21 protein-coding genes and 2 tRNA genes are annotated in these 21,831 nt (G+C 68.3%); 8 read left to right on the top strand and 15 right to left on the bottom strand.

Annotated features, from left to right (window positions below; genetic code table 11):
- Positions 1-45: 45 nt before the first annotated feature.
- From AX744_RS09480 to AX744_RS09435, 10 genes are all read right to left on the bottom strand, one after another.
- Positions 46-118: transfer RNA gene (locus AX744_RS09480), tRNA-Thr, on the bottom strand.
- 69 nt (positions 119-187) lie between these two features.
- The gene (locus AX744_RS09475; protein ID WP_058632081.1) at positions 188-1,741 is read right to left on the bottom strand and encodes an alpha/beta hydrolase; all 1,554 of its coding nucleotides are present in this window, start codon (positions 1,739-1,741) and stop codon (positions 188-190) included.
- Positions 1,738-2,895 carry a DNA polymerase III subunit delta' gene (locus AX744_RS09470; RefSeq protein WP_046746466.1) on the bottom strand — a complete coding sequence of 386 codons (1,158 nt, stop codon included), beginning with the start codon at positions 2,893-2,895 and terminating at the stop codon, positions 1,738-1,740. The genes AX744_RS09475 and AX744_RS09470 overlap by 4 nt, the downstream gene beginning before the upstream one ends.
- A gap of 59 nt (positions 2,896-2,954) precedes the next feature.
- The gene (tmk, locus tag AX744_RS09465; protein ID WP_061016531.1) at positions 2,955-3,584 is read right to left on the bottom strand and encodes a dTMP kinase; all 630 of its coding nucleotides are present in this window, start codon (positions 3,582-3,584) and stop codon (positions 2,955-2,957) included.
- Positions 3,581-6,442 (bottom strand): type I DNA topoisomerase, encoded by a 2,862-nt coding sequence (gene topA, locus AX744_RS09460; RefSeq protein ID WP_061016529.1) that lies wholly within the window; start codon positions 6,440-6,442, stop codon positions 3,581-3,583. The genes tmk and topA overlap by 4 nt, the downstream gene beginning before the upstream one ends.
- Positions 6,443-6,522: 80 nt before the next feature.
- Complete coding sequence (locus AX744_RS09455; protein ID WP_061016527.1) at positions 6,523-6,849, bottom strand: hypothetical protein; 327 nt, start codon at positions 6,847-6,849, stop codon at positions 6,523-6,525.
- Positions 6,849-7,235 carry a TadE family type IV pilus minor pilin gene (locus AX744_RS09450; protein ID WP_061016525.1) on the bottom strand — a complete coding sequence of 129 codons (387 nt, stop codon included), beginning with the start codon at positions 7,233-7,235 and terminating at the stop codon, positions 6,849-6,851. The genes AX744_RS09455 and AX744_RS09450 overlap by 1 nt, the downstream gene beginning before the upstream one ends.
- Positions 7,236-7,255: 20 nt before the next feature.
- Positions 7,256-7,453, bottom strand: coding sequence for a DUF4244 domain-containing protein (locus AX744_RS09445; RefSeq protein ID WP_046746461.1), 198 nt, complete (start codon positions 7,451-7,453; stop codon positions 7,256-7,258).
- A 64-nt stretch (positions 7,454-7,517) separates the two neighbouring features.
- On the bottom strand, positions 7,518-8,423 hold the full coding sequence (locus tag AX744_RS09440; RefSeq protein ID WP_061016523.1) for a type II secretion system F family protein: 906 nt from the start codon (positions 8,421-8,423) through the stop codon (positions 7,518-7,520).
- Entirely contained in the window at positions 8,414-9,424 is a 1,011-nt protein-coding gene (locus AX744_RS09435; protein ID WP_231589625.1) for a TadA family conjugal transfer-associated ATPase, read from the bottom strand. Before AX744_RS09435 ends, AX744_RS09440 begins: the two co-directional genes overlap by 10 nt.
- A gap of 414 nt (positions 9,425-9,838) precedes the next feature.
- On the opposite strand from AX744_RS09435, the gene acs reads away from it, so the two are divergent.
- Positions 9,839-11,806, top strand: coding sequence for an acetate--CoA ligase (gene acs / locus AX744_RS09430; RefSeq protein WP_058632087.1), 1,968 nt, complete (start codon positions 9,839-9,841; stop codon positions 11,804-11,806).
- Between the two features lie 90 nt (positions 11,807-11,896).
- On the opposite strand, the gene AX744_RS09425 is transcribed toward acs, so the two are convergent.
- Together AX744_RS09425 and AX744_RS09420 are read right to left on the bottom strand one after the other, a co-directional pair.
- Positions 11,897-12,355, bottom strand: a complete 459-nt coding sequence (locus AX744_RS09425) for a RidA family protein (RefSeq protein ID WP_061016521.1) — start codon at positions 12,353-12,355, stop codon at positions 11,897-11,899.
- Positions 12,352-12,576 carry a hypothetical protein gene (locus AX744_RS09420; RefSeq protein ID WP_021199127.1) on the bottom strand — a complete coding sequence of 75 codons (225 nt, stop codon included), beginning with the start codon at positions 12,574-12,576 and terminating at the stop codon, positions 12,352-12,354. Before AX744_RS09420 ends, AX744_RS09425 begins: the two co-directional genes overlap by 4 nt.
- Before the next feature lie 89 nt (positions 12,577-12,665).
- Here AX744_RS09420 and AX744_RS09415 point away from each other — a divergent pair, with 89 nt between their 5' ends.
- The 7 genes from AX744_RS09415 (at position 12,666) to AX744_RS09385 (ending at position 19,042) form a co-directional block, all read left to right on the top strand.
- Positions 12,666-15,227 (top strand): transglycosylase domain-containing protein, encoded by a 2,562-nt coding sequence (locus tag AX744_RS09415; RefSeq protein WP_061016518.1) that lies wholly within the window; start codon positions 12,666-12,668, stop codon positions 15,225-15,227.
- A complete protein-coding gene (locus AX744_RS09410; RefSeq protein ID WP_082738470.1) occupies positions 15,218-16,165 on the top strand; it encodes a metallophosphoesterase in 948 nt (315 codons plus the stop codon). Before AX744_RS09415 ends, AX744_RS09410 begins: the two co-directional genes overlap by 10 nt.
- 9 nt (positions 16,166-16,174) lie before the next feature.
- Positions 16,175-16,720 (top strand): hypothetical protein, encoded by a 546-nt coding sequence (locus tag AX744_RS09405; protein ID WP_061016516.1) that lies wholly within the window; start codon positions 16,175-16,177, stop codon positions 16,718-16,720.
- A 55-nt stretch (positions 16,721-16,775) separates the two neighbouring features.
- Positions 16,776-16,852, top strand: a tRNA-Pro gene (locus AX744_RS09400).
- A gap of 66 nt (positions 16,853-16,918) precedes the next feature.
- Positions 16,919-17,395, top strand: a complete 477-nt coding sequence (locus AX744_RS09395) for a VanZ family protein (RefSeq protein WP_058632090.1) — start codon at positions 16,919-16,921, stop codon at positions 17,393-17,395.
- On the top strand, positions 17,392-18,147 hold the full coding sequence (locus AX744_RS09390; protein ID WP_061016514.1) for an HAD-IIB family hydrolase: 756 nt from the start codon (positions 17,392-17,394) through the stop codon (positions 18,145-18,147). The genes AX744_RS09395 and AX744_RS09390 overlap by 4 nt, the downstream gene beginning before the upstream one ends.
- A gap of 52 nt (positions 18,148-18,199) precedes the next feature.
- On the top strand, positions 18,200-19,042 hold the full coding sequence (locus AX744_RS09385; RefSeq protein ID WP_061016512.1) for a DUF1295 domain-containing protein: 843 nt from the start codon (positions 18,200-18,202) through the stop codon (positions 19,040-19,042).
- Between the two features lie 38 nt (positions 19,043-19,080).
- Here the strand turns inward: AX744_RS09385 and AX744_RS09380 are convergent, their stop codons facing one another.
- The 3 genes from AX744_RS09380 to AX744_RS09370 form a co-directional block, all read right to left on the bottom strand.
- Positions 19,081-20,340, bottom strand: coding sequence for an alpha-hydroxy acid oxidase (locus AX744_RS09380; protein WP_046747911.1), 1,260 nt, complete (start codon positions 20,338-20,340; stop codon positions 19,081-19,083).
- Between the two features lie 10 nt (positions 20,341-20,350).
- A complete protein-coding gene (locus tag AX744_RS09375) occupies positions 20,351-21,073 on the bottom strand; it encodes a FadR/GntR family transcriptional regulator (protein WP_046747910.1) in 723 nt (240 codons plus the stop codon).
- A gap of 104 nt (positions 21,074-21,177) precedes the next feature.
- Entirely contained in the window at positions 21,178-21,831 is a 654-nt protein-coding gene (locus AX744_RS09370; protein WP_046747909.1) for a thymidine kinase, read from the bottom strand.

Raw genomic sequence — 21,831 nt, 5'->3', positions numbered from 1 at the left:
AACGGGAAAGGCCCCGTGATGTTCTTCGCATCACGGGGCCTTCGGAGCCGCTTGTCAGAATCGAACTGACGACCTTTTCATTACGAGTGAAATGCTCTGCCGACTGAGCTAAAGCGGCGTGCGACGTGTGAGCGGCGCGATCACCGATATTACCCTGTCTCGCGCTCACTCGCGAATCGAGGCCTCCTCATTCGCAGCGGAGCCCGTCTTCCGGTACGACATCGTCGAGCAGGAACGCCTCGACCGCGTCGTCCACGCAGGCGTTGCCCTTGTTGTATCCGGTGTGCCCCTCGCCGACACGCGTGATGAGAACACCTTCCTCGAGCTGGTTCGCGAGCGACTCCGACCACTCGTAGGGGGTCGCCGGGTCGTTCGTCGTGCCGATCACCAGGATGGGGCCGGCGCCTTCAGCCTTGATCTCACCTCGCGTGCCCGTGGGCGGGTAGGGCCAGACCGAGCAGGAGTCAGGCCCCGCCCAGTAGGGCGCGATCGTGGGCGCGCCTTCGGCGATCTTCGCGTTCGTCGCGGCTTCAGCCGCCGGGTCATCCTCGACCGGGTAGTCCATGCAGTTGTAGGCGCGGAAGGCCTCGGTGGAGTTGTCGGTGTAGGTGCCGTTCTCGCGTCCGTTGTAGAAGTCGGCGAGGAACAGAGCCGAGGTCGGGTCGCCCTGCAGTGCCTCATCGAGCGCCTGCGTGAGGTAGCCCCAGCTGTCCTGCGAGTAGAGCGCGGCGATGATGGCGGTCATCAGGGAGTCCGCACCCAACATGCGGCCGTCTCCGCTCTTCAAAGGGGTGCTGTCGACACTCGCCAGCAGCGCCCCCAGATCGGCCATGGCCTCATCCACGCTGCCGTTGAACGGGCACTCCCCCGAGTCGAGGCAGTCCTGCATGTAGGCGCGCAGCGCGGACTCGAACCCGAGCGCCTGCGTCGCGCCGACCTCGAGCCCGGGGACAGCGGGATCGATCGCGCCGTCGAGCACCAGGCGGCCGGCCTTCTCGGGGTACAGCTTCGCGTAGGTCGCACCGAGGAACGTGCCGTACGAGTAGCCGAGGTAGTTCAGCTGCTTGTCGCCCAGCAGCGCGCGGATCAGATCCATGTCCCTGGCGGCGTTGACCGTGGTGATGTACGGAAGGATCCCCCCGCTGTTGGCATCGCACGCCTCGGCGAACTTCTTGTGCGAGTCGAGCAGCTCGGCCTCCCACTCGGCCGTGCCTCGTGCTGCCGAGGGAATGCCGTACAGGTAGTCGTCCATCTGCGGCGCGTCGTAGCAGGTGACCGCGGTGGAATCTCCGACGCCGCGCGGGTCGAACCCGATCACGTCGAAGTTCTCGATGAGGTCGGCGCCGACCGCGAAGTCGAGGCTGTTCAGGATCAGGTCGACACCGCTGGCCCCCGGACCGCCCGGGTTCGTGAGCAACGAGCCGACGGGGGTGCCCTCGGCGCGGTGTCGGACGACCGAGAGGGTGATCTCACCCTTCCCCGGGTCTTCCCAGTCGAGTGGAGCGGTGACATCGGTGCAGTCGAAGCCGACACCGCACTCCGTCCAGGTCAGTTCCTGCGAGTAGAAGGGCAGCAGGTCCTCGGCGACGCCCTCGGTGTCCGGCGCACTCGTCGTCGACGGCCGTGACGACTGCTCGGGAATCATCGCGTACAGACAGCCCGACAGGGCGACGGACGCGGCGGCGAGCCCTGCGATGACCGCGGCGGCGCGGCGCAGGCGGGAAGTCGATCGATTGTTCACGGTTTCCTCCCGCTCGTGATCGTCACGAGCAAGCTCTCCAGGGCGAGCAGCGGGGCGACGTTGCGCTCCAGCGACTGCCGCGTCTCGGCAAGGTGGTCAAGTACGACAAGAGTACGGGTCTCGGGCCAGGCGGAAGCGAGGTCGGACAGCTCGGTGCGCAACTCGCTGTTGATGAGACCCTCGCTCTGCCCGAACTGCAGCATCACGACGTCGCGGTACAGCGACTGAAGGTCGGTGAGCACACGGTCGATCCCGTCGCGCAGGCTCCGCGTAGCCCGCTTCTTCTGATCGTCTTCGAGCGCCGAGAGCTGTGTCCGCAGCGCCGGCGGCACCGCCTGGCCCTCGGCTATGCCGATCGTGCGCAGCAGCGAAGCGCGCTCCTGAGCGTCGCGCTCGGCGGTGAGAGCCTTCGCGTCCTCCGTGGCCGCCTGGATGATCCGTCCGGCGACCTCGACCGCATCGCCCACTCCTCTGACGCCGAGTACCGAGCGGAGCGTCTCGTCTCGCCGGCGCCTGGCCGCATCGTCGGTGGCGAGCCGCTGGGCCATGCCGATGTGGCGCTGCGCATGCCGTGCCGCCTGCTCGGCGACGGCTTCATCCACCCCCGTGCGAAGGCTGATGAGCCTGGCCACGTCGGCGACATCGGGCTCCCGCAACCGCAGCGATCGCACGCGCGATCGGATCGTGGGCAGCAGATCGGCCTCGCTCGGCGCGCACAGGATCCACACCGTCTGCTCCGGAGGCTCTTCGAGCGCTTTCAGGAGCACGTTGGAGGTGCGCTCGACCATGCGGTCGGCGTCTTCGACGACGATGACCCGATAGCGGCCGGCGGAGGGGGCGAAGTAAGAGCGCTCGACGAGACCGCGAGCCTCGGCGATCGTGATGATGACCTTGTCGGTGCGCAAGGCGGTGACATCCGGATGGGTGCCTGCGAGCACCTGCCGCATGACGGTCTCGTCGTCCGGCCGATCCGCGATGAGTGCGGCTGCGAAGGCGTACGCCAGAGTCGAACGGCCGGAGCCGGGCGGTCCCGTGATCAGCCAGGCGTGCGAGAGCGCCGACGGATCGGCTGCCGCGGCACGGAGCGTGTCGACGGCAGCGTCCTGCCCCCACACATCCGCCCACGGGAAAGGGGCCGGAACGGTCTGGGGCATGCACTCAGCCTAATCGTGACCACCGACGTCGGAAGCACGGAGAGGTGCCACCGCGCTGGTCAGTCGAGAAGGGCGCCGATTCTCGCCCTGATCTGCTCCGCGATCGCATCCGGGGCCGCTGCGGCGTCGACGACGAGGAACCTGTCCGGCTCGGCTCTCGCAAGGTCGAGGAAGGCGTCGCGGACGCGTCCGTGGAAGTCCGACTGCTCCGCCTCGAGCCGGTCGAACGGCTTGTCGGCGGAGTCCAGCCGAGCCCGCGCCTCACTGGGGGCGAGGTCGAGCAGGATCGTCAGGTCGGGCAGCGCACCCTCGGCGGCCCAGAGCGAGAGGTCGCGGATCTCCGTCGCATCGAGTACCCGACCCGCGCCCTGATATGCCACGGACGAATCGAGGTAGCGATCCTGCAGCACGATGTCGCCCCGACCGAGCGCCGGGCGTACGACGGTGGTGACATGGTGCGCCCGGTCCGCGGCGTACAGCAGAGCCTCCGCGCGCGGTGCGATGTCGCCGCGATGGTGCAGGACGATGTCGCGGATGAGCTGACCGACCTCCGAGCCGCCGGGCTCACGGGTGCGGACGACCGTGCGTCCGGCCCCTTCGAGCCAGTCCGCGAGCAGGTTCGACTGTGTGGTCTTGCCCGAGCCGTCGCCGCCCTCGAGAGTGATCCACACCCCGCGGCCTGAGGTCACGAGTCCGCCTTCTCCGCTGCCTTCGCCGCGGCGTTCGCGGCACGCGTCGTGGCGGCCTTCTTCGCCGCCGCGGAACGCGCAGCGGACGTGGCGGCCGTCGTCTTCTTCGCTGCAGGCTTCTTGGCCGGTGCCTTCTTCGCTGCGGGCTTCTTCGCGGGTGCCTTCTTCGCGGGTGCCTTCTTCGCGGGTGCCTTCTTGGCGGCACCGCGCTTGGGGGCGGGGCCCTTGGCGCGCTTGTCGGCGAGCATCTGCACTGCGATCTCGAAGGTGATGTCCTCGACCTTCTGCCCACGCGGAATCGTGACGTTCGTCTCGCCGTCGGTCACGTACGCACCGAAGCGGCCGTCACGGATCCGGATCGGCTTGCCACTGACCGGGTCGGCCTCGAACTCGGCGAGCGCGCTGGAGGCCCTGCGTCCGGCGCCGTACTTCGGCTGGGAGTAGATCTCCAGCGCCTGCTCGAGCGTCACGTCGAAGATCTGCGACTCCGACTCGAGCGATCGCGAATCGGTGCCCTTCTTCAGGTACGGTCCGAACCGCCCGTTCTGCGCCGTGATCTCATCGCCGGATTCGGGGTCGACGCCCACGACGCGCGGGAGGCTCAGCAGCTGCAGCGCCGTCTCGAGGTCGATCTCGTCGACGGACATCGAACGGAACAGCGACGCGGTGCGCGGCTTGGGAGCCGCTTCCTTCTTCGCGCCCCGCTTCGGCTTCGGCTTGTCGACGACCTCGCCGGTCGCCTCATCGACAGCGGCATCCTCCGACACGGGATCGTTCTCCTGAACGTACGGCCCGAACCGGCCGTCCTTCACGACGATGATCTTGCCGTTCTCGGGATTCTCCCCGAGAACGCGGTCACCGGCGACGGGAGCGTCGATGAGCTCCTGCGCCTTCTCGGCGGTCAGCTCGTCCGGCGCCAGGTCTTCCGGAACGTTGACGATGCGCGGCTTGGCCTCGGGATTCGCCGGGTCGGCCACCTCGAGGTACGGGCCGTACTTGCCGAAGCGCAGCGTGGCGGTGTCGGTGATGCGCGTGGAGTTCAGCGCGCGGGCATCGATCTCGCCGAGGTTGTCGACGACCTGGCGCAGCCCGACGTGGGCGTCAGAGCCGAAGTAGAACGACTTGAGCCACTCGACGCGGTTCTGCTCGCCACGGGCGATCGTGTCGAGGTCGTCTTCGAGCGCAGCCGTGAAGTCGTAGTCGACGAGGTCGGCGAAATGCTCTTCGAGCAGACGCACCACGCTGAACGCGAGCCAGGTCGGCACGAGCGCCTGCCCGCGCTTGACCGCGTATCCACGGTCGAGGATCGTCTCGGGGATCGAGGCGAACGTCGAAGGACGTCCGATGCCCTTCTCCTCGAGGACCTTCACGAGCGAGGCCTCGGTGTAGCGCGGCTTCGGCGTGGTGCGGTGGCCCTTGGCCTCGGCATCCGACACGGCGAGCTGGTCGCCGACCGCGACGGCAGGCAACGACTGGTTCTCCGCGGCGTCGGCATCTCCGCGCTTCTCGTCGCGACCCTCCTCGTACGCCTCCAGGAAGCCCTTGAACGTGTAGACGGTTCCGGATGCCGTGAACTCGGCCTTCCTCTCCCCCGCGTCGACGGCGATGGTGACCGTCGTGGTCTCGTACTTGGCGTCGGACATCTGGCTGGCGACGGTGCGCTTCCAGATGAGGTCGTAGAGGCGCTGCTCATCGCGATCCAGCTCGGATGACAGGGAAGCCGGCGTGCGGAAGTTGTCGCCCGAGGGGCGGATGGCCTCGTGGGCCTCCTGGGCGTTCTTGCTCTTCGACTTGTAGACGCGCGGCTTCAGCGGCACCGCTGCATCGCCGTAGAGCGAGACCGCCTGGCTCCGTGCCGCCTGCACCGCCTGGGTGCTCAGCGACGTGGAGTCGGTACGCATATAGGTGATGTAGCCCTTCTCGTACAGACGCTGGGCTACACCCATGGCCTGCTTGGCGCCCATCGACAGCTTGCGGCCCGCCTCCTGCTGCATCGTGGAGGTCGTGAACGGCGCGTAGGGGCTGCGCGTTCCCGGCTTGGCCTCGACCTTGGTGACGTTCCCGGTGCCGACGGCGTCCACAGCCGCGGCGAGCGCGGTGGCCGCGGCCTCGTCGAGGATGACGACGGCCTTCTTGAGCTTGCCGTCGTCGTCGAAGTCCGAGCCGCGTGCCAGCTGGCCGCCGTCAACGCGGACGAGTCGGATCTTGAACGAGGTACCCGTCGCCGCGGCTGCCGCATCGACGTCCCAGTACTCGGCAGAGGTGAACGCCATGCGCTCGCGCTCGCGGTCGACGATGAGGCGCGTCGCGGCGGACTGCACACGACCGGCCGAGATCCCGGTCTTGACCTTGTACCAGAGCACGGGCGAGACATCCCACCCGTACAGGCGGTCGAGGATGCGGCGGGTCTCCTGCGCGTCGACGAGGTCGTGGTCGAGTTCGCGGGTGTTGCCGACGGCGGCCTGGATCGCGTCCTTGGTGATCTCGTGGAACACCATGCGCTTGACCGGGACCTTGGGCTTGAGGGTCTCCAGCAGGTGCCAGGCGATCGCCTCGCCTTCGCGGTCCTCATCAGTGGCGAGCAGGAGTTCGTCGGCGCTCTTCAGCGCACGCTTGAGCTCGGCGACCGTCTTGGTCTTCCGATCGGAGACGACGTAGTACGGGTCGAACCCGTTGTCGATGTCGATGGAGTACTTCCCGTACGCCTGCTTGTCCGCAGCCGGGATGTCCTTCTTGTCAGCGAGGTCGCGGATGTGGCCGACGGAGCTGAGCACCTCGTAGCCGTCGCCGAGGTATCCCTGAATAGACCGCATCTTCGTCGGGGACTCGACGATGACGAGCTTCTTGCCTTCAGCCAAGGGTGCGTCCTTTCTTCGAAGCACACCATACACACCACTGTGTGGGGTCGTTCACAGTGAGCGAGGTCGCGCTGCCGTCGCTATCCCTCGGGTGGCCCGGCACGGGCTCGGGAGACGGCTGCGAGTCCAGCGTACGCCGCCTGCACCTCCACGGTCGCCACGAAGCCCTCGAGGACGCAGCCGGTGAGGGTCGCGCCGGCAGCGAGCGCGACCCTCTCGGCGAGTGCGCAGGGCTGCTCGGATGTGGTCACGGCACCGCTCGCCGCATCGGCAGCGGCGAGCGCCGCAGCATCGGCCGCACCCGCCGCTCGTTGCGCCGTCACGGCCGCACCTCCGACAACGGCGAGACCCAGGGAAATGGTGGCCGCGACCGCGAGTATGCCAGCCGCCAGCGCCGAACCGGCCATCAGAGTCCTCCCTCGAGTGCGCAGCTCGAGGCCCGCAGCGGCATGCGGATCAGCGCGCCGACGGAGACATCGACGGAGGTGGTGACGCATACGAGGTCGCCCCGGGGCGAGGACGACATCTGCGCCCCTGGCACGGCAGCATGAACCACCCGCTCTGCCGCACCGTGTCCCTCGCCACGTCCGAGAAGACGAGCCGCGTCCGCGGAGGCGTCCTGCAGCGCGACCTGGCGAGACGCCGCTCCGAGCGCCCCTGCCCCGAGAAGGAGCGCGAGCACGACGGCGGGAAGCGCGAGTGCCAGCTCCGCTGCGGCGGATCCGCGCTCGTCCGCATGTCGCGGCGTCGGCGCCGCATCGCCACCGCCACCGCCACCGCCAAGCTCGGTCATCGCGCGTCTCCCTGCCCACATCACGACACCGTGAGCGCGCGCCGCACGAGGTCCGTGAGGATGCCGCGGACTTCATCGGAGCGCATGATCACGACGAGGAGCCCGGCGAAGGCGACCGCGGCCATCGTGGTGATCGCGTATTCGGCTGTGGCCGCCCCGGTGTCGTCGCCGAACAGCATGGCCGCGCGTCGGCGGTCGAGCGCAGGGATGTTCTTCATGGTGTTCCTTCTTTCTCTCTGGGCGATGCATAGGCATCGGATGGTGCTGATGGACTGTTGGCGGTCACAGGGGCATCGGAGTGGATGCGAGGACGCTGAGCAGGAGAGGCGCGACGCCGAGGAGCAGGAAGGCGGGCAGCGTGCAGATACCGAGCGGGAACAAGAGCCGTGTCGAGAGCTTCGCCGCACGGAGCTGCCCCTGGACCCTCGCGGCATGCCTGTCCTGGGCGGCCGCTGCCCGCAGGAGCTCTGCGGCAGGCACCCCTGCAGCGCGGGACAGCTCGAGCACGGCGGCGACCCGCTCGTCGCCGCCTCCGGAGACGGATGTCTGCGAGACCAGGTGCAGCGCGCGGTCGATGGAGGCGCCACCGGCGAGCGCGATCGCGACCAGTTCTGCCCGCATGCCGGGGGTGCTGGGTTCCGGCGCCGCTCTCCTCAGGAGCAGCGATGTCCACAGCCGCGCCGCCACCACGAGGAGGAGGCCGAGAATCACGCAGGCGGCCCCGAGCACACTCCCGAAGATGACACTGAGGGTGTCGAAGCCGAGCGCGAAACCGAGGAGCAGCCCGGCCATGGGCATCCAGAGCAGCAGACGCGCCGTCCCGGCCGGTTCCGCGAGAGCGATGCGCACATCATCGGCAGCAGCGGCGGCATCCCGCAACGTCTCCGCGATCATGCGGAGAACTTCGGCGAGCGGGGCCCCGACCGTCGTCGCGACCTCCCAGGCCGCGGCGAGATCGACCCAGGCCCCGCCCTCTGCTTCGATGGCGTCGAGGAGCGGGATGCCACGATCGAGCCGATCGACGACGGCGCGTGCTGGCACGTCGTCGGTGGCGGCGAGATGCCGCCACGCGACGAGGGGGACCGCTCCGGCCTGCAGCAGCACAGCCAGCGTCTGCACCGACGTCGCAGCGTCCGCTGAGGTCGCATCCCGCCGCTGCGCCGCGCGAGGAGATCGCCTCACCGCCACGGCTGCACCTCCTCGATGTCGAGCCGATCCGCTGCGATGACGAGCCGGCCCGCCTGGCGGATCCGACGGATGCCGCCGGGGGCACGGTCGAGATGGAGGACGATGGTGAATGCGCTCACGGCCTGTCGCGCGAGTGCCACCGCATCCATGCCGGCGAGGGCGCCCAGTGCTTCGAGGCGGGCGGGAACGTCACGGAGCCCGCTGGCGTGCAGGGTGCCTGCGCCGCCATCGTGTCCGGTGTTGAGTGCGGTGAGCAGCTCGCGGACCTCTTCTCCGCGACACTCGCCGACCACCAGGCGATCCGGCCGCATGCGCAGAGACTCACGGACCAGGCGGCTCAACGTGATGCCGCCGGCGCCCTCGAGATTCGGCTGCCTCGCCTCGAGAGCGACGTGGTGCGGATGCCTCGGCCGCAGTTCGGCGACGTCTTCGATCGTCACGATGCGCTCCCCCGGCGCGACCTCGGACAGCAGAGCGGAGAGCAGCGTGGTCTTGCCCGTTCCCGTTCCCCCGGTGATGAGGATGTTCGCCCGCTCGGCCACCAGGCCGAGAAGCCAGGCCTCTTGGCGCGCATCGAACGCGCCGAGCGCAGAGAGGGATCGAAGGTCCGCGGCGCGCACCCGGGGGATGCGTATCGAGAGCGCGGTTCCTGTCGTCGACACCGGAGAGAGCACGGCATGCACACGGACGCCCGAGTCGAGGCGGACGTCGACGCAGGGCGCCTGGTCGTCGAGATGGCGTCCGCCGAGCCCGACCAGTGCGACGGCGAGGTCACGAACCTCACGCTCCGAGGCCCTCCAGGCGGCAGCCGGCTCGGCGCCATTCCCCCGGTCGACATAGAGCCCGCCCGCACCGTTCACGAACACATCGGTCACCGCGTCGTCGATGTGAGGAAGAAGCGGTCCGAACACGGGATCCAGACGGAGGGGTGCCGGCGACGTGGTCTCCTCGGACGCGAGCGAGCGCACTCCCCTGGGCTGGATGACGAAGGAATCAGGCATGACGGCGACGTTATGCGCAGTCGCGGAGGGGGAAGTCCCGAGAAATCCGGATCCTCCAGCGCCTGTGGAGAAGCCGGTTCGTCACCCCGTGGTGCAGTGCCTGGCTGCCGGCCGGACCCGAGGATGCTCCGAGGACGCAGAGAGCGCTCCCAAAGGAATGGGCGGCATCTCACGGGGGGAATGAGATGCCGCCCACGACGTTCCACGATTGGGGGAATCGGGCACGCCAAGGCCGGAATGAGAATTCGGCTGTCGTCGAGTGTACGCAAGGCGACCGTCCTGACAAAACCGGCAACACTACCGACTTTCGGCAGTATGCGCAGCGAGGCCGCAGGGATAGATTCGCCCTGACCTGGTCGCCCACCCCCACGACCATGCTCGCAAGACCCGTATGCCGCAAAGGAGCGCCTGCCGATGAGCAGCCAGATCGACCATCTTCTCGACGAGACCCGGAAGTTCGCACCGTCGGAGGAGTTCGTCGCCCAAACCATCTCGTCGCCCGAGCTCTACGAGCGGGCGGCCGCCGACCGCGAGGGCTTCTGGGGCGAGCAGTCCCGTGAGCTGGTGCACTGGCACAAGCCGTTCACGCAGGTGCTCGACTGGACCAACCCGCCCTTCGCGAAGTGGTTCGACGACGGCGAGCTGAACGTCGCGTACAACTGCCTCGATCGCCACGTCGAGGCCGGCAACGGCGACCGCGTGGCGCTGCACTGGGAAGGCGAGCCCGGCGACTCGCGCCGCATCACCTACGCCGAGCTGACCGACGAGGTCAAGCGCGTCGCGAACGTGCTGGAGGGACTCGGCATCGGTCAGGGCGACCGCGTCGCGATCTACCTGCCCATGATCCCCGAGGCGATCGCCTCCATGCTGGCCGTCGCCCGCCTCGGCGCCATCCACTCCGTGGTGTTCGGAGGATTCAGCGCCGACAGCCTCCGCTCGCGCATCGACGACGCCGGCGCCAAGCTCGTCATCACGGCGGACGGCGGCTACCGGAAGGGCCGCGTCTCCGCACTCAAGCCCGCGGTCGACCAGGCACTCGCCGACCGCGGAGACGGCGAGCAGCAGACCGTGGAGCACGTCCTGGTCGTCAAGCGCGGCGAGAACGAGGTCGACTGGATCGAAGGCCGCGACATCTGGTGGCATGACGCCGTCCCCGCAGCCTCCGCCGAGCACACGGCACAGGCCTTCCCCGCCGAGAACCCCCTCTTCATCCTCTACACGTCGGGCACCACCGGGAAGCCCAAGGGCATCCTGCACACCTCCGGCGGGTATCTGACCCAGGCGGCGTACTCGCACAAGTACGTCTTCGACCTGCACCCGGAGACCGACGTGTTCTGGTGCACGGCCGACATCGGCTGGATCACCGGGCACAGCTACGTCGCCTACGGACCCCTCGCCAACGGTGCGACCCAGGTGCTTTACGAGGGGACGCCGGACGCCCCGCACCCCGGCCGCTGGTGGGAGCTCATCGAGAAGTACAAGGTGTCGATCTTCTACACCGCGCCGACCGCGATCCGCTCGTTCATGAAGATCGGCCGCAGCGTCCCCGCGAAGTTCGATCTCTCGTCGCTGCGACTGCTCGGCTCGGTGGGAGAGCCCATCAACCCCGAGGCGTGGATGTGGTACCGCGAGGTCATCGGCGCCGGCAAGACGCCGATCGTCGACACCTGGTGGCAGACCGAGACCGGCGCGATCATGGTGTCCGCCCTCCCCGGCGTGACGGAGACCAAACCGGGTTCGGCTCAGGTGCCGCTCCCCGGGATCTCGATCGACGTGGTGGACGAGCAGGGCGTCGAGGTCGGCAACGGCAGCGGCGGGCTGCTCGTGATCACCGAGCCGTGGCCGAGCATGCTCCGCGGCATCTGGGGCGACCCCGAACGGTACCGCGAGACCTACTGGGAGAAGTTCGAGGACCAGGGCTACTACTTCGCGGGCGACGGCGCGCGCCTCGACGACGACGGCGACCTGTGGCTGCTGGGCCGCGTCGACGACGTGATGAACGTCTCCGGCCACCGCCTGTCGACCGCGGAGATCGAGTCCTCCCTGGTCGCGCACGAGGCGACGGCGGAGGCCGCCGTGGTCGGAGCCTCGGACGAGACCACAGGACAGGCCGTGGTGGCCTTCGTCATCATCAAGGAGAGCTACCTCGCCGCGCACGAGCCCGCGGGCCTCGCGCAGCAGCTGCGCCTGTGGGTCGGCGAGCAGATCGGCGCCATCGCCCGTCCGCGCGACGTCTACATCGTCGGCGAGCTGCCGAAAACCCGCTCCGGCAAGATCATGCGTCGCCTTCTCCGCGATGTGGCCGAGGGCCGCGAGGTGGGAGACACGACGACGCTCGCCGACACGGCCGTGATGAGCATCATCTCGGCGCAGGTGAAGTAGGACGAGCAGCAGGCAAGAGAAACGCGCCTCCCCATCTCGGGGAGGCGCGTTTCTCTTGCGGACACGGCGGAGGACGCCGCCGGGACGCATTCAGGCGAGGAGGAACGTCACCTCGACCTCGACCGGACTGCCGAGCGGGAGCTCCGCGACGCCGACAGCCGCGCGTGCGTGGCGCCCCGCATCACCGAAGATCTCACCGAGCACCTCGCTCGCGCCGTTGATGACGGCGGGCTGCCCCGTGAAACCGTCCGCGGATCCGACGAACCCGCCGACGCGGAGCACACCGCCGATGCGGTCGACACCACCCGCGGCATCCGCCGCCGCGGCCAGAGCGTTCAGCGCACACGTGCGGGCGTAGGTCTTCGCATCCTCGGCGGAGACGTCGGCGCCCACCTTGCCCGTGGCCGGCAGCGCACCGTCGACGAACGGTAGCTGGCCCGAGGTGTAGACGAGGCCCCCGTGCACGACCGCAGGGACGTAAGCGGCGACCGGGGCGGCGACCGGAGGCAGCTCGATGCCGAGCTCGGCGAGGCGGGCGGAGACGCTCATGCCTGGCCTCCCTCGAACTGACGGGCGGCCTGCTCTGCGGCGGCGAGGCCGGCATTCGTCGACGCGTCGGACGTGACGGGGCGCTTCAGGTAGGCGACGAGCCCACCTTCGGGCCCCTGCACGACCTGCACGAGCTCCCAGCCCTGCTTGCCCCAGTTGTTGAGGATGGCTGCCGTGTTGTGGATCAGCAGCGGCGTGGTGAGGTACTCCCACGTGGTCATGGCACTCCTGTCGATCGGGGCGCGGCACCGGAAATCCGGGGCGGGCTCGTCAAAGGCGGTATTCAGGGAACTCCCCTACGATCAAGCGTATGCCCCAAAAGAATCGCACGGTGAGAGGCGTGCTCGGCGGTCTCGTCGGGCTCGTCGGCCTGAGCGCCGTCGCCGGTCTCCTCGTCACGGCCAGCGTCACCCCGGTGCTCGCGATGACCGGCCTCGCAGGCACCCAGGCTCTCACCCTCTTCGATCAGCTCCCCGAGAGCCTCGACCCGAGCACGCCGATGGAGCAGTCGACCATCTACGCGACCGCCCCCGACGGTTCGCAGGTCGAGCTCGCGTCGTTCTACGAGCAGAACCGCGTGCCGGTGACCTACGAGCAGGTCTCCCCCACCCTCTACGACGCGATCCTGTCGAGTGAGGACAAGAACTTCTACAGTCACGGCGGCGTCAACATCGGCGCGACCGTGAAGGCCCTGGTCGACAACGTACGAGGCACCTCCAGCCGTGGTGCGTCGACGATCAGCCAGCAGTACGTGAAGAACGTCCTGATCCAGAAGTGCGAGCAGGACGTCGACACCACGTCTGACACCTACTCGGAAGACCTCCAGCAGTGCTGGCTCGACGCCACCAACGCGACAGGGGCGAAGGGCATCGAGCGCAAGCTGCAGGAGATGCGCTACGCGATCCAGATCGAGAAGGACTTCTCCAAGAACGACATCCTCCTCGGCTACCTGAACATCGCCAACTTCGGTGGAACCGTGTACGGCATCGAGGCGGCCGCGAACTACTACTTCTCCACGACGGCCGCGAACCTCACGGTCGCGCAGTCGGCGACTCTCGCCGGCATCGTGCAGAACCCGAACACCTACCGGATCGACAAGCCGGAAGGCACGATCACGAACTCCGAGGGCGTGGCGCTGAACACGGCCGCGGATGGGTACGCACTCACGAAGGACCGCCGTCACTACGTGCTGGGTCGCATGCTCGCCGACGGCAAGATCACGCAGGCACAGTACGACGAGGCCGACGCATCGGAGATCGCGCCCGCGCTCAACCCCCCGACGCAGGGGTGTGCATCCGCCGGAACCAGCGCGTACTTCTGCCAGTACGTGAAGTCGATCGTCCTGAACGACGAGGCCTTCGGGAAGACGCAGCAGGAGCGCACGGATCTGCTCCGCCGCGGTGGCCTGAAGATCTACACCACGCTGGACTACCGCATCCAGAACCCGGCCGCCGAGAGCATGTCCGAGATCGTTCCCGCCAACGCCGACAACCAGAACTTCGGCGCCGCCGGCGTCTCGGTCGAGGTCGGCACCGGACGAATTCTCTCGATGACGCAGAACACCATGTTCACCGAGACGCCCACCGACGACCAGGCCTACACATCGCTGGTGTTCGCCGGTGACAAGGACCACGGCAACTCTGGGGGCTTCCAGGTCGGATCGACCTACAAGCTGTTCACGCTGATCGACTGGCTCGAGAAGGGCCACTCCGTCAACGAGGTGCTCAACGGAAGCGTCCAGACGAATCTGAGGATCCCCGTGTGCGGCGCCAAGCAGAGCACCGACACGAAGAAGATCGGCAACTTCGGCGGCGGCGGCGGCGGGACGAGCTCGGTGCTGAACTTCACGAGGAACTCCCTCAACAGTGGGTACTTCGCGATGGCGTCGAAGCTCGATGTCTGCGACATCAACAAGGTTGCCGACCGCATGGGTGTGACGCTCGCGAACGGTGGCAAGGTCACCGACGAGAACGTCCCCTTCGATGTGCTGGGACCGAAGAACATCTCTCCTCTCGCCATGGCGAACGCCTATGCGACCGTCGCGAGCGGCGGAAAGTACTGCACGCCTCGCGCGATCGATCGCGTGGTCGGCGCCGACGGTAAAGACCGCGAGTTGCCCGCGTCGTCCTGCACCGACGGCGTGCTGCAGCCCGAGATCGCGGCGACTGCCGCCTTCGCGCTGCAGAGCGTGATGAGCGGCGGTGGCACCGGATCCCGCGCCAACCCGAACGACGGCACTCCCCTCATCGGCAAGACCGGTACGCACGACCGCTGGTCGACCATGATGATCGAGTCCAGCACCAAGGTCACCACCGCCGTCTGGGCGGGTCGCTGGCAGGGTCAGGCCAACATCTACCAGAAGCGGGCCAACGGCTGGAACCTCAACGACATGCGATACCCCCTGGCCAAGGCCGCGCAGGGGGCAGCCAACGCCGCGTACGGCGGAGACGCCTTCCCGAAGCCGGACGGCAAGCTGACCCGACAGCAGCTGACGACGGTTCCGAGCGTCGTGGGCAAGTCCGTCGAGGAGGCGACCGGCATCCTCACCGACGCCGGCTTCCAGGTCTCCGTCGGAGGGGCGGTCGACAGCGATCTCGCCGCCGGTCTGGTCGCCGGTCAGGACCCCACAGGGGAAGCTCCGAACGGCGCGACGGTCACGCTCACGACCAGTAACGGCCAGGGGACGACCGTCCCCGCGAACCTCGTGGGGATGTCGAGAGCTCAGGCGACCGCTGCGCTCGGGGCGGCCGGCTTCACGGACATCGAGTTCGACAACTCGTGCAATCCGCCGACATCCGTCGTGGGCAACTCCGACCCTGCGCCGGGCACTGCGGCCAGCAAGTCCACCGCCGTGCGTGTGACGTGCCAGTAGCGGCACGACGCGGCGCGCACCCGGCCCTCATCGCGCTCGGCGCGGTGGGGGCCGTGGGTGCCGGCGCTGCCATCTGGGGCATCGGCATCGAGCGGTACCTGTTCACCGTGCGCGAGGCCTCAGCAGTGGCCCTCCCGCCCGGCGCAGCACCGCTGCGCATCCTGCACATCTCCGATGCGCACATGGCGCCGTGGCAGCATCGCAAACAGGACTGGCTCGCCTCCCTCGCCGAACTGAAGCCCGACCTCATCGTGAACACCGGGGACAACCTCGGCCATGAGAACGGACTCGACGGCATCCGGCGTGCCTTCGCTCCTTTCGCCGGTATCCCCGGCGTGTTCGTGCACGGCTCGAACGACGTGGCAGCGCCGTCTCCGCGGAACCCTTTCCGCTACTTCCTCGGCCCATCCAAGAAGAACCACAAACCGGAGCTGCTCGACACCGACGCGATGGACCGGTACTTCACGGATGAGTTGGGCTGGACCGACCTGAACAATGCCGCAGCACGGTTGCGCATCGCAGGCACCGACGTCGATCTCTTCGGCGTCGACGACGCCCACCGTGACTGGGATCGGCTGGACGAGCTTCCCGACGCGATCTCGGCACTCGGCGCTCGTGACGCGGCGACGCCCGTCCTCGGCGTCACGCACGCGCCATATCAGCGGGTGCTCAACGGCTTCACCGATCTCGGCGCCGATGCGATCCTCGGAGGCCACACGCACGGCGGTCAGGTGTGCATTCCCGGGTACGGGGCTCTCGTGGCGAACTGCGACATCCCGCTCAAGCAGGCCAAGGGGCTCAGCACCTGGTCGCACGGCGGACGCACCGTGCCGCTCAACGTCAGCGCGGGGTGCGGACACTCCATCTACGCGCCGGTCCGCTTCGCCTGTCGACCCGAGGCGACGCTTCTCACGCTCACGGCACAGCCTCGGCGCTGAGCGCGCCGGGTGACGCAGTTGCTTCCGCCCGGCGAGGCGAAGACGGCACGGACCGCAGCCTTCGGGGCGAGCGCGATGTACCTCCTGATCCCACTGACGTTCTCGGTGCTCGCTCTGCCCCTCGTCAGTGAGGCCACGCGCCCACCGCTCGCACTGGCGGATTGGCCTCGATCCGCCTTCACTCTGCTCGCGGTGTTCATCATCGGTGTCCTGCTGCCCGCGATGGCTCTCCTCCGTGGAATCCGCTCGCTCGTGCGTCCCCCTGCGCGCGTGCTTCTCGCCGCTCTCGCATTCCTGTTCACGCTGATCTGGGGTGTGATCGTCGCGTGGGCCATCGGTCTGGGCGCCAGCGGAGGGAACAGCGAAAGTGCCGTCGGGATGCTGTCCGTGTGGGTGTTGACGACGTCGAATGTCTGGCCCATCCTGGTCACCGCCGGTTGCATGGCTCTGCCACGCGGGCGTGCGCGCCTCATCACGCTCGCGGCATCCACGGGCGGAGGGCTCCTGCTCCTGATCGTCGCGCTCATCACCGTACGCATCACCGCACAGGTGTGATCCGGCCTCGATTCGGCGCGGGGAGCATTTCCCTGTAGACTCGGAGGGTTGCAAACGGGGTGTGGCGCAGCTTGGTAGCGCGCTTCGTTCGGGACGAAGAGGTCGCAGGTTCAAATCCTGTCACCCCGACCAGTAACACCGGAAGGCCGCCCTCAGGGGCGGCCTTCTCTGTACCGGGACCGTGCACGAAGGGAACGCATGAGCTCTCTGCTCCCACCGCCGCGCCGGTTCACCCGGGTATGCGGGCTCGCCCTCAGCGTCCCCTTCCTGATCGGCCTCGCCGCCCTCACCCTCACGCCGTCGAAGGTCGAGGACTCGATGCCGAATCTGCTCGACGTCATCCTCACGACCACACACCGTCTCGGCTGGGAGTGGCTCGACTTCACGCGGCTCGAGATCATCGCGAACGTGCTGGTCTTCGTGCCGGTCGGCATCCTCGCCTTCCTGCTCCTCCCCCGTCGCGTGTGGTTCCTCGCACTGTTGGTGGGACCGCTGCTGTCCGCGATGATCGAGACCGCTCAGCGCGTGGCTCTTCCCCACCGCGCAGCGACCGTGAACGATGTCGTGGCCAACTCCACCGGCGCGATCCTCGGCGTCGCCGTCGCGGTCGTCTTCACCCTGCTGCTCGCCCCGAGATCTTCTCAGCGTCCACGTTCTAGGCTGGAGACATCATGACCACGCCCACGCTCGTCGCCTTCGATCTCGATGACACGCTCGCCCCTTCGAAGGGTCTGATCGACCCGAGGATCGCCGATCTGCTGCGCGCGCTCCTGCGCACCGTCGACGTCGCCATCATCTCCGGCGGCAACGAGGCGCAGTTCCGCTCGCAGGTCGTCGCCCGACTCGGCGATGCGGATGCCGCTGACCTCGCGCGCCTGCACCTGCTGCCCACCTGCGGCACCCGCTACCTCCGCCACGACGGCACGGACTTCGCACCGGTCTACGCGCACGATCTCAGCGACGCAGACAAGCAGGCGGCTCTCACGGCTCTGCGCGAGGAGGCCGAGCGCCTCGGGCTGTGGGAAGCCGAGCCGTGGGGCGACATCCTGGAAGACCGCGGATCCCAGATCACGTTCTCGGCACTCGGGCAGCGCGCACCGCGCGAGGCGAAGCACGAGTGGGACCCGACGGGCGCCAAGCGGAGCGCTCTGCGGGACGCCGTCGCCGCACGTCTGCCCGGCCTCGAGGTCCGCTCCGGTGGATCGACCTCCATCGACATCACCCAGGCAGGCATCGACAAGGCCTTCGGCATGCGGCAGCTCGCCGAACACACCGGCATCGCCCTCACCGACATGCTGTTCTACGGCGACCGGCTCGATGAGGGCGGGAACGACTATCCGGTGCTCGCGATCGGCGTGCCCTCCATCGCCGTGGAGGGTTGGGAAGACACCGCCGACAGACTCGACGCACTCCTGCTGACCCTCTGATCCACATGGTGTCGTGCGGCACGCCACCGCCGCATGGTCCTAGCATGGCGTCATGGATGCCCTGCTGATCGTCATCGTCGTCGCCGCGGTCTCCAGTGCGGCCTGCTGGGTGCTCTCCCTGATCACCCGTGACACCTCCTGGGTCGATCGCGCCTGGTCGATCGTCCCCGTCGCCTATGTGTGGATCTTCGTCGCCGGGGCCTTCGTGAACGGCGAGGGTTCGGCAGGCGTCGTCCTGATGGCTGTCCTGGCGACGGCGTGGGGAGCCCGGCTGACCTTCAACTTCGCCCGCAAGGGCGGCTACACCGGGATGGAGGACTACCGCTGGGCGATCCTCCGAGGACGCATGCGTCCCTGGCAGTTCCAGATCTTCAACCTGCTGTTCATCATCTGCTACCAGATGGCGCTGCTCGTGCTCATCACGCTGCCGGCTGCCCTCGCCGCCCGGAATCCGTCTGCGCTCACCGGATGGGATGCGCTGTTCATCGCCGCGTTCCTCGCGTTCCTGGTCGGGGAGACGATCGCCGACCAGCAGCAGTGGGTGTTCCATCAGCGGAAGAAGAAGGCGGGCGGCACCCTCCCTCCCGGCTTCGCCACGACCGGACTGTTCCGGTACAGCAGGCACCCCAACTTCTTCTTCGAGCAGGCGCAGTGGTGGGCCTTCTACGCGATCGGTGCGACGGCAGCGGTCGCGGGTGGCGCCGGAATCATCGGCGGCGTGCTGAACCCGACGATCATCGGACCCGCGCTCCTCACCGTGCTGTTCATCGGCTCGACGATCTTCACCGAGTCGATCACCGCGTCGAAGTACCCGGCATACGCCGACTACCGCCGCACGACATCGATGCTCGTGCCGTGGCCTCCACGCACGCGATCCGTGGCCACGCAGTCCTGAAGCCGGCGCCCACCGGGTGCTGACGCTCAGGCAGGATCTCAGCTCACGCGGGCCTCCGCGGCGGCGCGTGCGACGGGAACCAGCCTGGTCAGCTGGGTCACGTGCGCGGGCTCGAGCTCGGCGAGGGACGCGACACCCAGCAGGCGCATCGTGCGCTCGATCTCGCTGCGCAGGATCGCGATCGTGCGGTCGACGCCCTGACGTCCACCCGCCATCAGACCGTAGAGGTAGGCCCGCCCGATCAGCGTGAAGTCCGCGCCGAGCGCCACCGCGGCGACGATGTCGGCGCCGTTCATGATGCCGGTGTCGATCATGACCGTGAAGTCGTCGCCGACCGCCCGACGCACCTCCGGCAGCAGATGGAAGGGGATCGGCGCGCGGTCGAGCTGACGCCCTCCGTGGTTCGAGAGGACGATGCCGTCGACTCCGGCGTCACGCAGGCGCACCGAGTCCTCGACGTTCTGCACGCCTTTGATGACGATCTTGCCCGGCCAGATGTCGCGGATCACCGCGAGATCGTCGTAGCTGATCGTCGGGTCCATCGCCGCATCCAGCAGCTCCCCCACCGTGCCCCCTGTGGTGCTGAGGGAGGCGAACTCGAGCTTCGGCGTGGTGAGGAAGTCATACCACCACCACGGCCGCGGAATCGCGTTGATGATCGTGCCGAGCGTGAGCTGAGGCGGGATGCTGAAACCGTTGCGCTTGTCACGAAGGCGCGCACCGGCGACCGGAGTGTCGACCGTGAACTGGAGGGTGTCGAAGCCCGCCGCCGCCGCACGACGGGTGAGTTCGTAGGAGATCTCGCGGTCGCGCATGACGTAGAGCTGGAACCAGTTGCGCCCCTGCGGGTTGGCAGCCTTGACACCCTCGATCGAGGTGGTGCCGAGCGTGGAGAGCGTGAACGGGATGCCGGCGGCCGCGGCAGCTCCGGCGCCGGCGGTCTCGCCCTCGGTCTGCATCAGGCGCGTGAAGCCGGTGGGCGCGATCCCGAAAGGCAGAGCGGACGGACCGCCGAGGATGTCGACGGTCGTGTCGACCGTGGGAGCCGGACGCAGGATGCCGGGATGGAACTCCACGTCCCGGAAAGCCTGACGGGCCCGGGTGAGGGACAGCTCGCCCTCCGCGGCTCCGTCGGTGTAGTCGAAGGCCGCCTTGGGCGTGCGTCGCTTGGCGATCAGGCGCAGGTCGTCGATGGTGAGGGCCCCCTCCAGCCGTCGCTTGCGGCCGTCGAGCTCCGGCTTCTTGAACTTCATCAGCTCGAGGAGTTCGGCGGGGTTCGGGAACTGGCGCTGCACCATGATGTGCCTCTCAGATCTGGGGGTGAATCTCACGGGTGAGGCCCGTGGACGTGTAGTAGCCGGTGATGTGCGTGTGGATCAGGGACCGCGCGGCATCCACGTCGCCGGCATCGATCGCGGCGACCAGCGCGCGGTGCTCGGCACGGAGCCGGGCCGACATCGCCTCCCAGTCGGGGATGGTGGCGACACCCGCCTGCACGTAGGACTCGATCGAGGAACGCAGGCCAGCCATCATCGCGGCGATGACCGTGTTGCCGCTGGCCTCGGCGAGCGAGAGGTGCAGCTGAGCGTCGAGGGCGAGGAACTCCGATGGCGAGAGCAGGGGTTCGTCCATCGCGGCGAGCAGTTCCCGCGCGCGGCTCGTGTCACGCTCCGGTGCGCCGGCCATCGCCACCACCACCGCATCCTCGAGCACCAGACGAGTCCGCACGACATCGTCGAGGGGGAAGCCCTGCGCCGCGACCTGAAGCCTCAGCAGCGCTGACATGCCTCCCGTGGGCGTCGCGATCACGATGGCCCCCGACTGCGGGCCGGAACCGGTCGCGGTGCGGATGAGCCCCATCACCTCGAGCACGCGGAACGCCTCACGGACGCTCGAGCGCCCGACGCCGAGCTCGGTGGCGAGATCCCGCTCGGACGGCAGTCGGTCACCCGGGCCGAGGCGCGCGTCGAGCAGGTCGCGTTCGATGTGCTCGAGCACGAGGCGCCAAGCGCGTGCCGGCTGGTCCGCCATCGATCCTCCTGTGGTCTGACCACAGAGTATCGCGTGTGGTCAGACCACGCAAACAGGGTCGCCGACACACCCGCTGCGCCGGGCCCGGGTGGAGGGTGGCGGGCTCAGCCCAGGCGTCCGCCGGATTCCTCGAGATAGCAGGTGCCGCACAGCGACTCGTAAGTGGTCAGCTCGGGCGACGCCGACCCGGTCGCGCCCTCGTCGATGGCGACCTGGTCGCCGTCGAACACGAAGCGCCCGCCCACGACGCGGCCGTTGAACACGGCCTTCCGTCCGCACCGGCAGATGGTCTTGAGCTCCTCCAGCGAGTGCGCGATCGCGAGCAGGCGCGCGGAACCGGGAAAGGCGTGCGTGAGGAAGTCGTTCCGGATGCCGTAGGCGATCACCGGGATGCCGTCGACGACGGCGATACGGAAGAGGTCGTCGACCTGAGTCGGGGTGAGGAACTGCGCCTCGTCGATCAGCAGGCACGCGACGTCGCGCGGGCCTTCGGGAAGCAGCTCGTCGTCGGTCGCATGCTGCATGCGCTCACGATGCTTCGCGAACACCCTTCGTGCATCGTCGTCGGGGGCGATGAGGAAGTCGACCCGGCGTGTGACGCCCAGCCGACTCTCGATCTCGGACGCGCCCTTGGTATCGATCGCCGGCTTCGCGAGCAGCACCCGCTGCCCACGCTCCTCGTAGTTGTAGGCAGCCTGCAGCAGAGCAGTCGACTTGCCCGAGTTCATCGCGCCGTAGCGGAAGTAGAGCTTCGCCAC

The organism is Microbacterium sp. CCH5-D1 (assembly GCF_001557335.1).
In the GTDB taxonomy this organism is placed as follows: Bacteria; Actinomycetota; Actinomycetes; order Actinomycetales; family Microbacteriaceae; genus Microbacterium; species Microbacterium oxydans.
The sequence above is the reverse complement of the archived record's forward strand: the minus strand, read 5'-3'. Positions and strand labels throughout refer to the sequence as shown.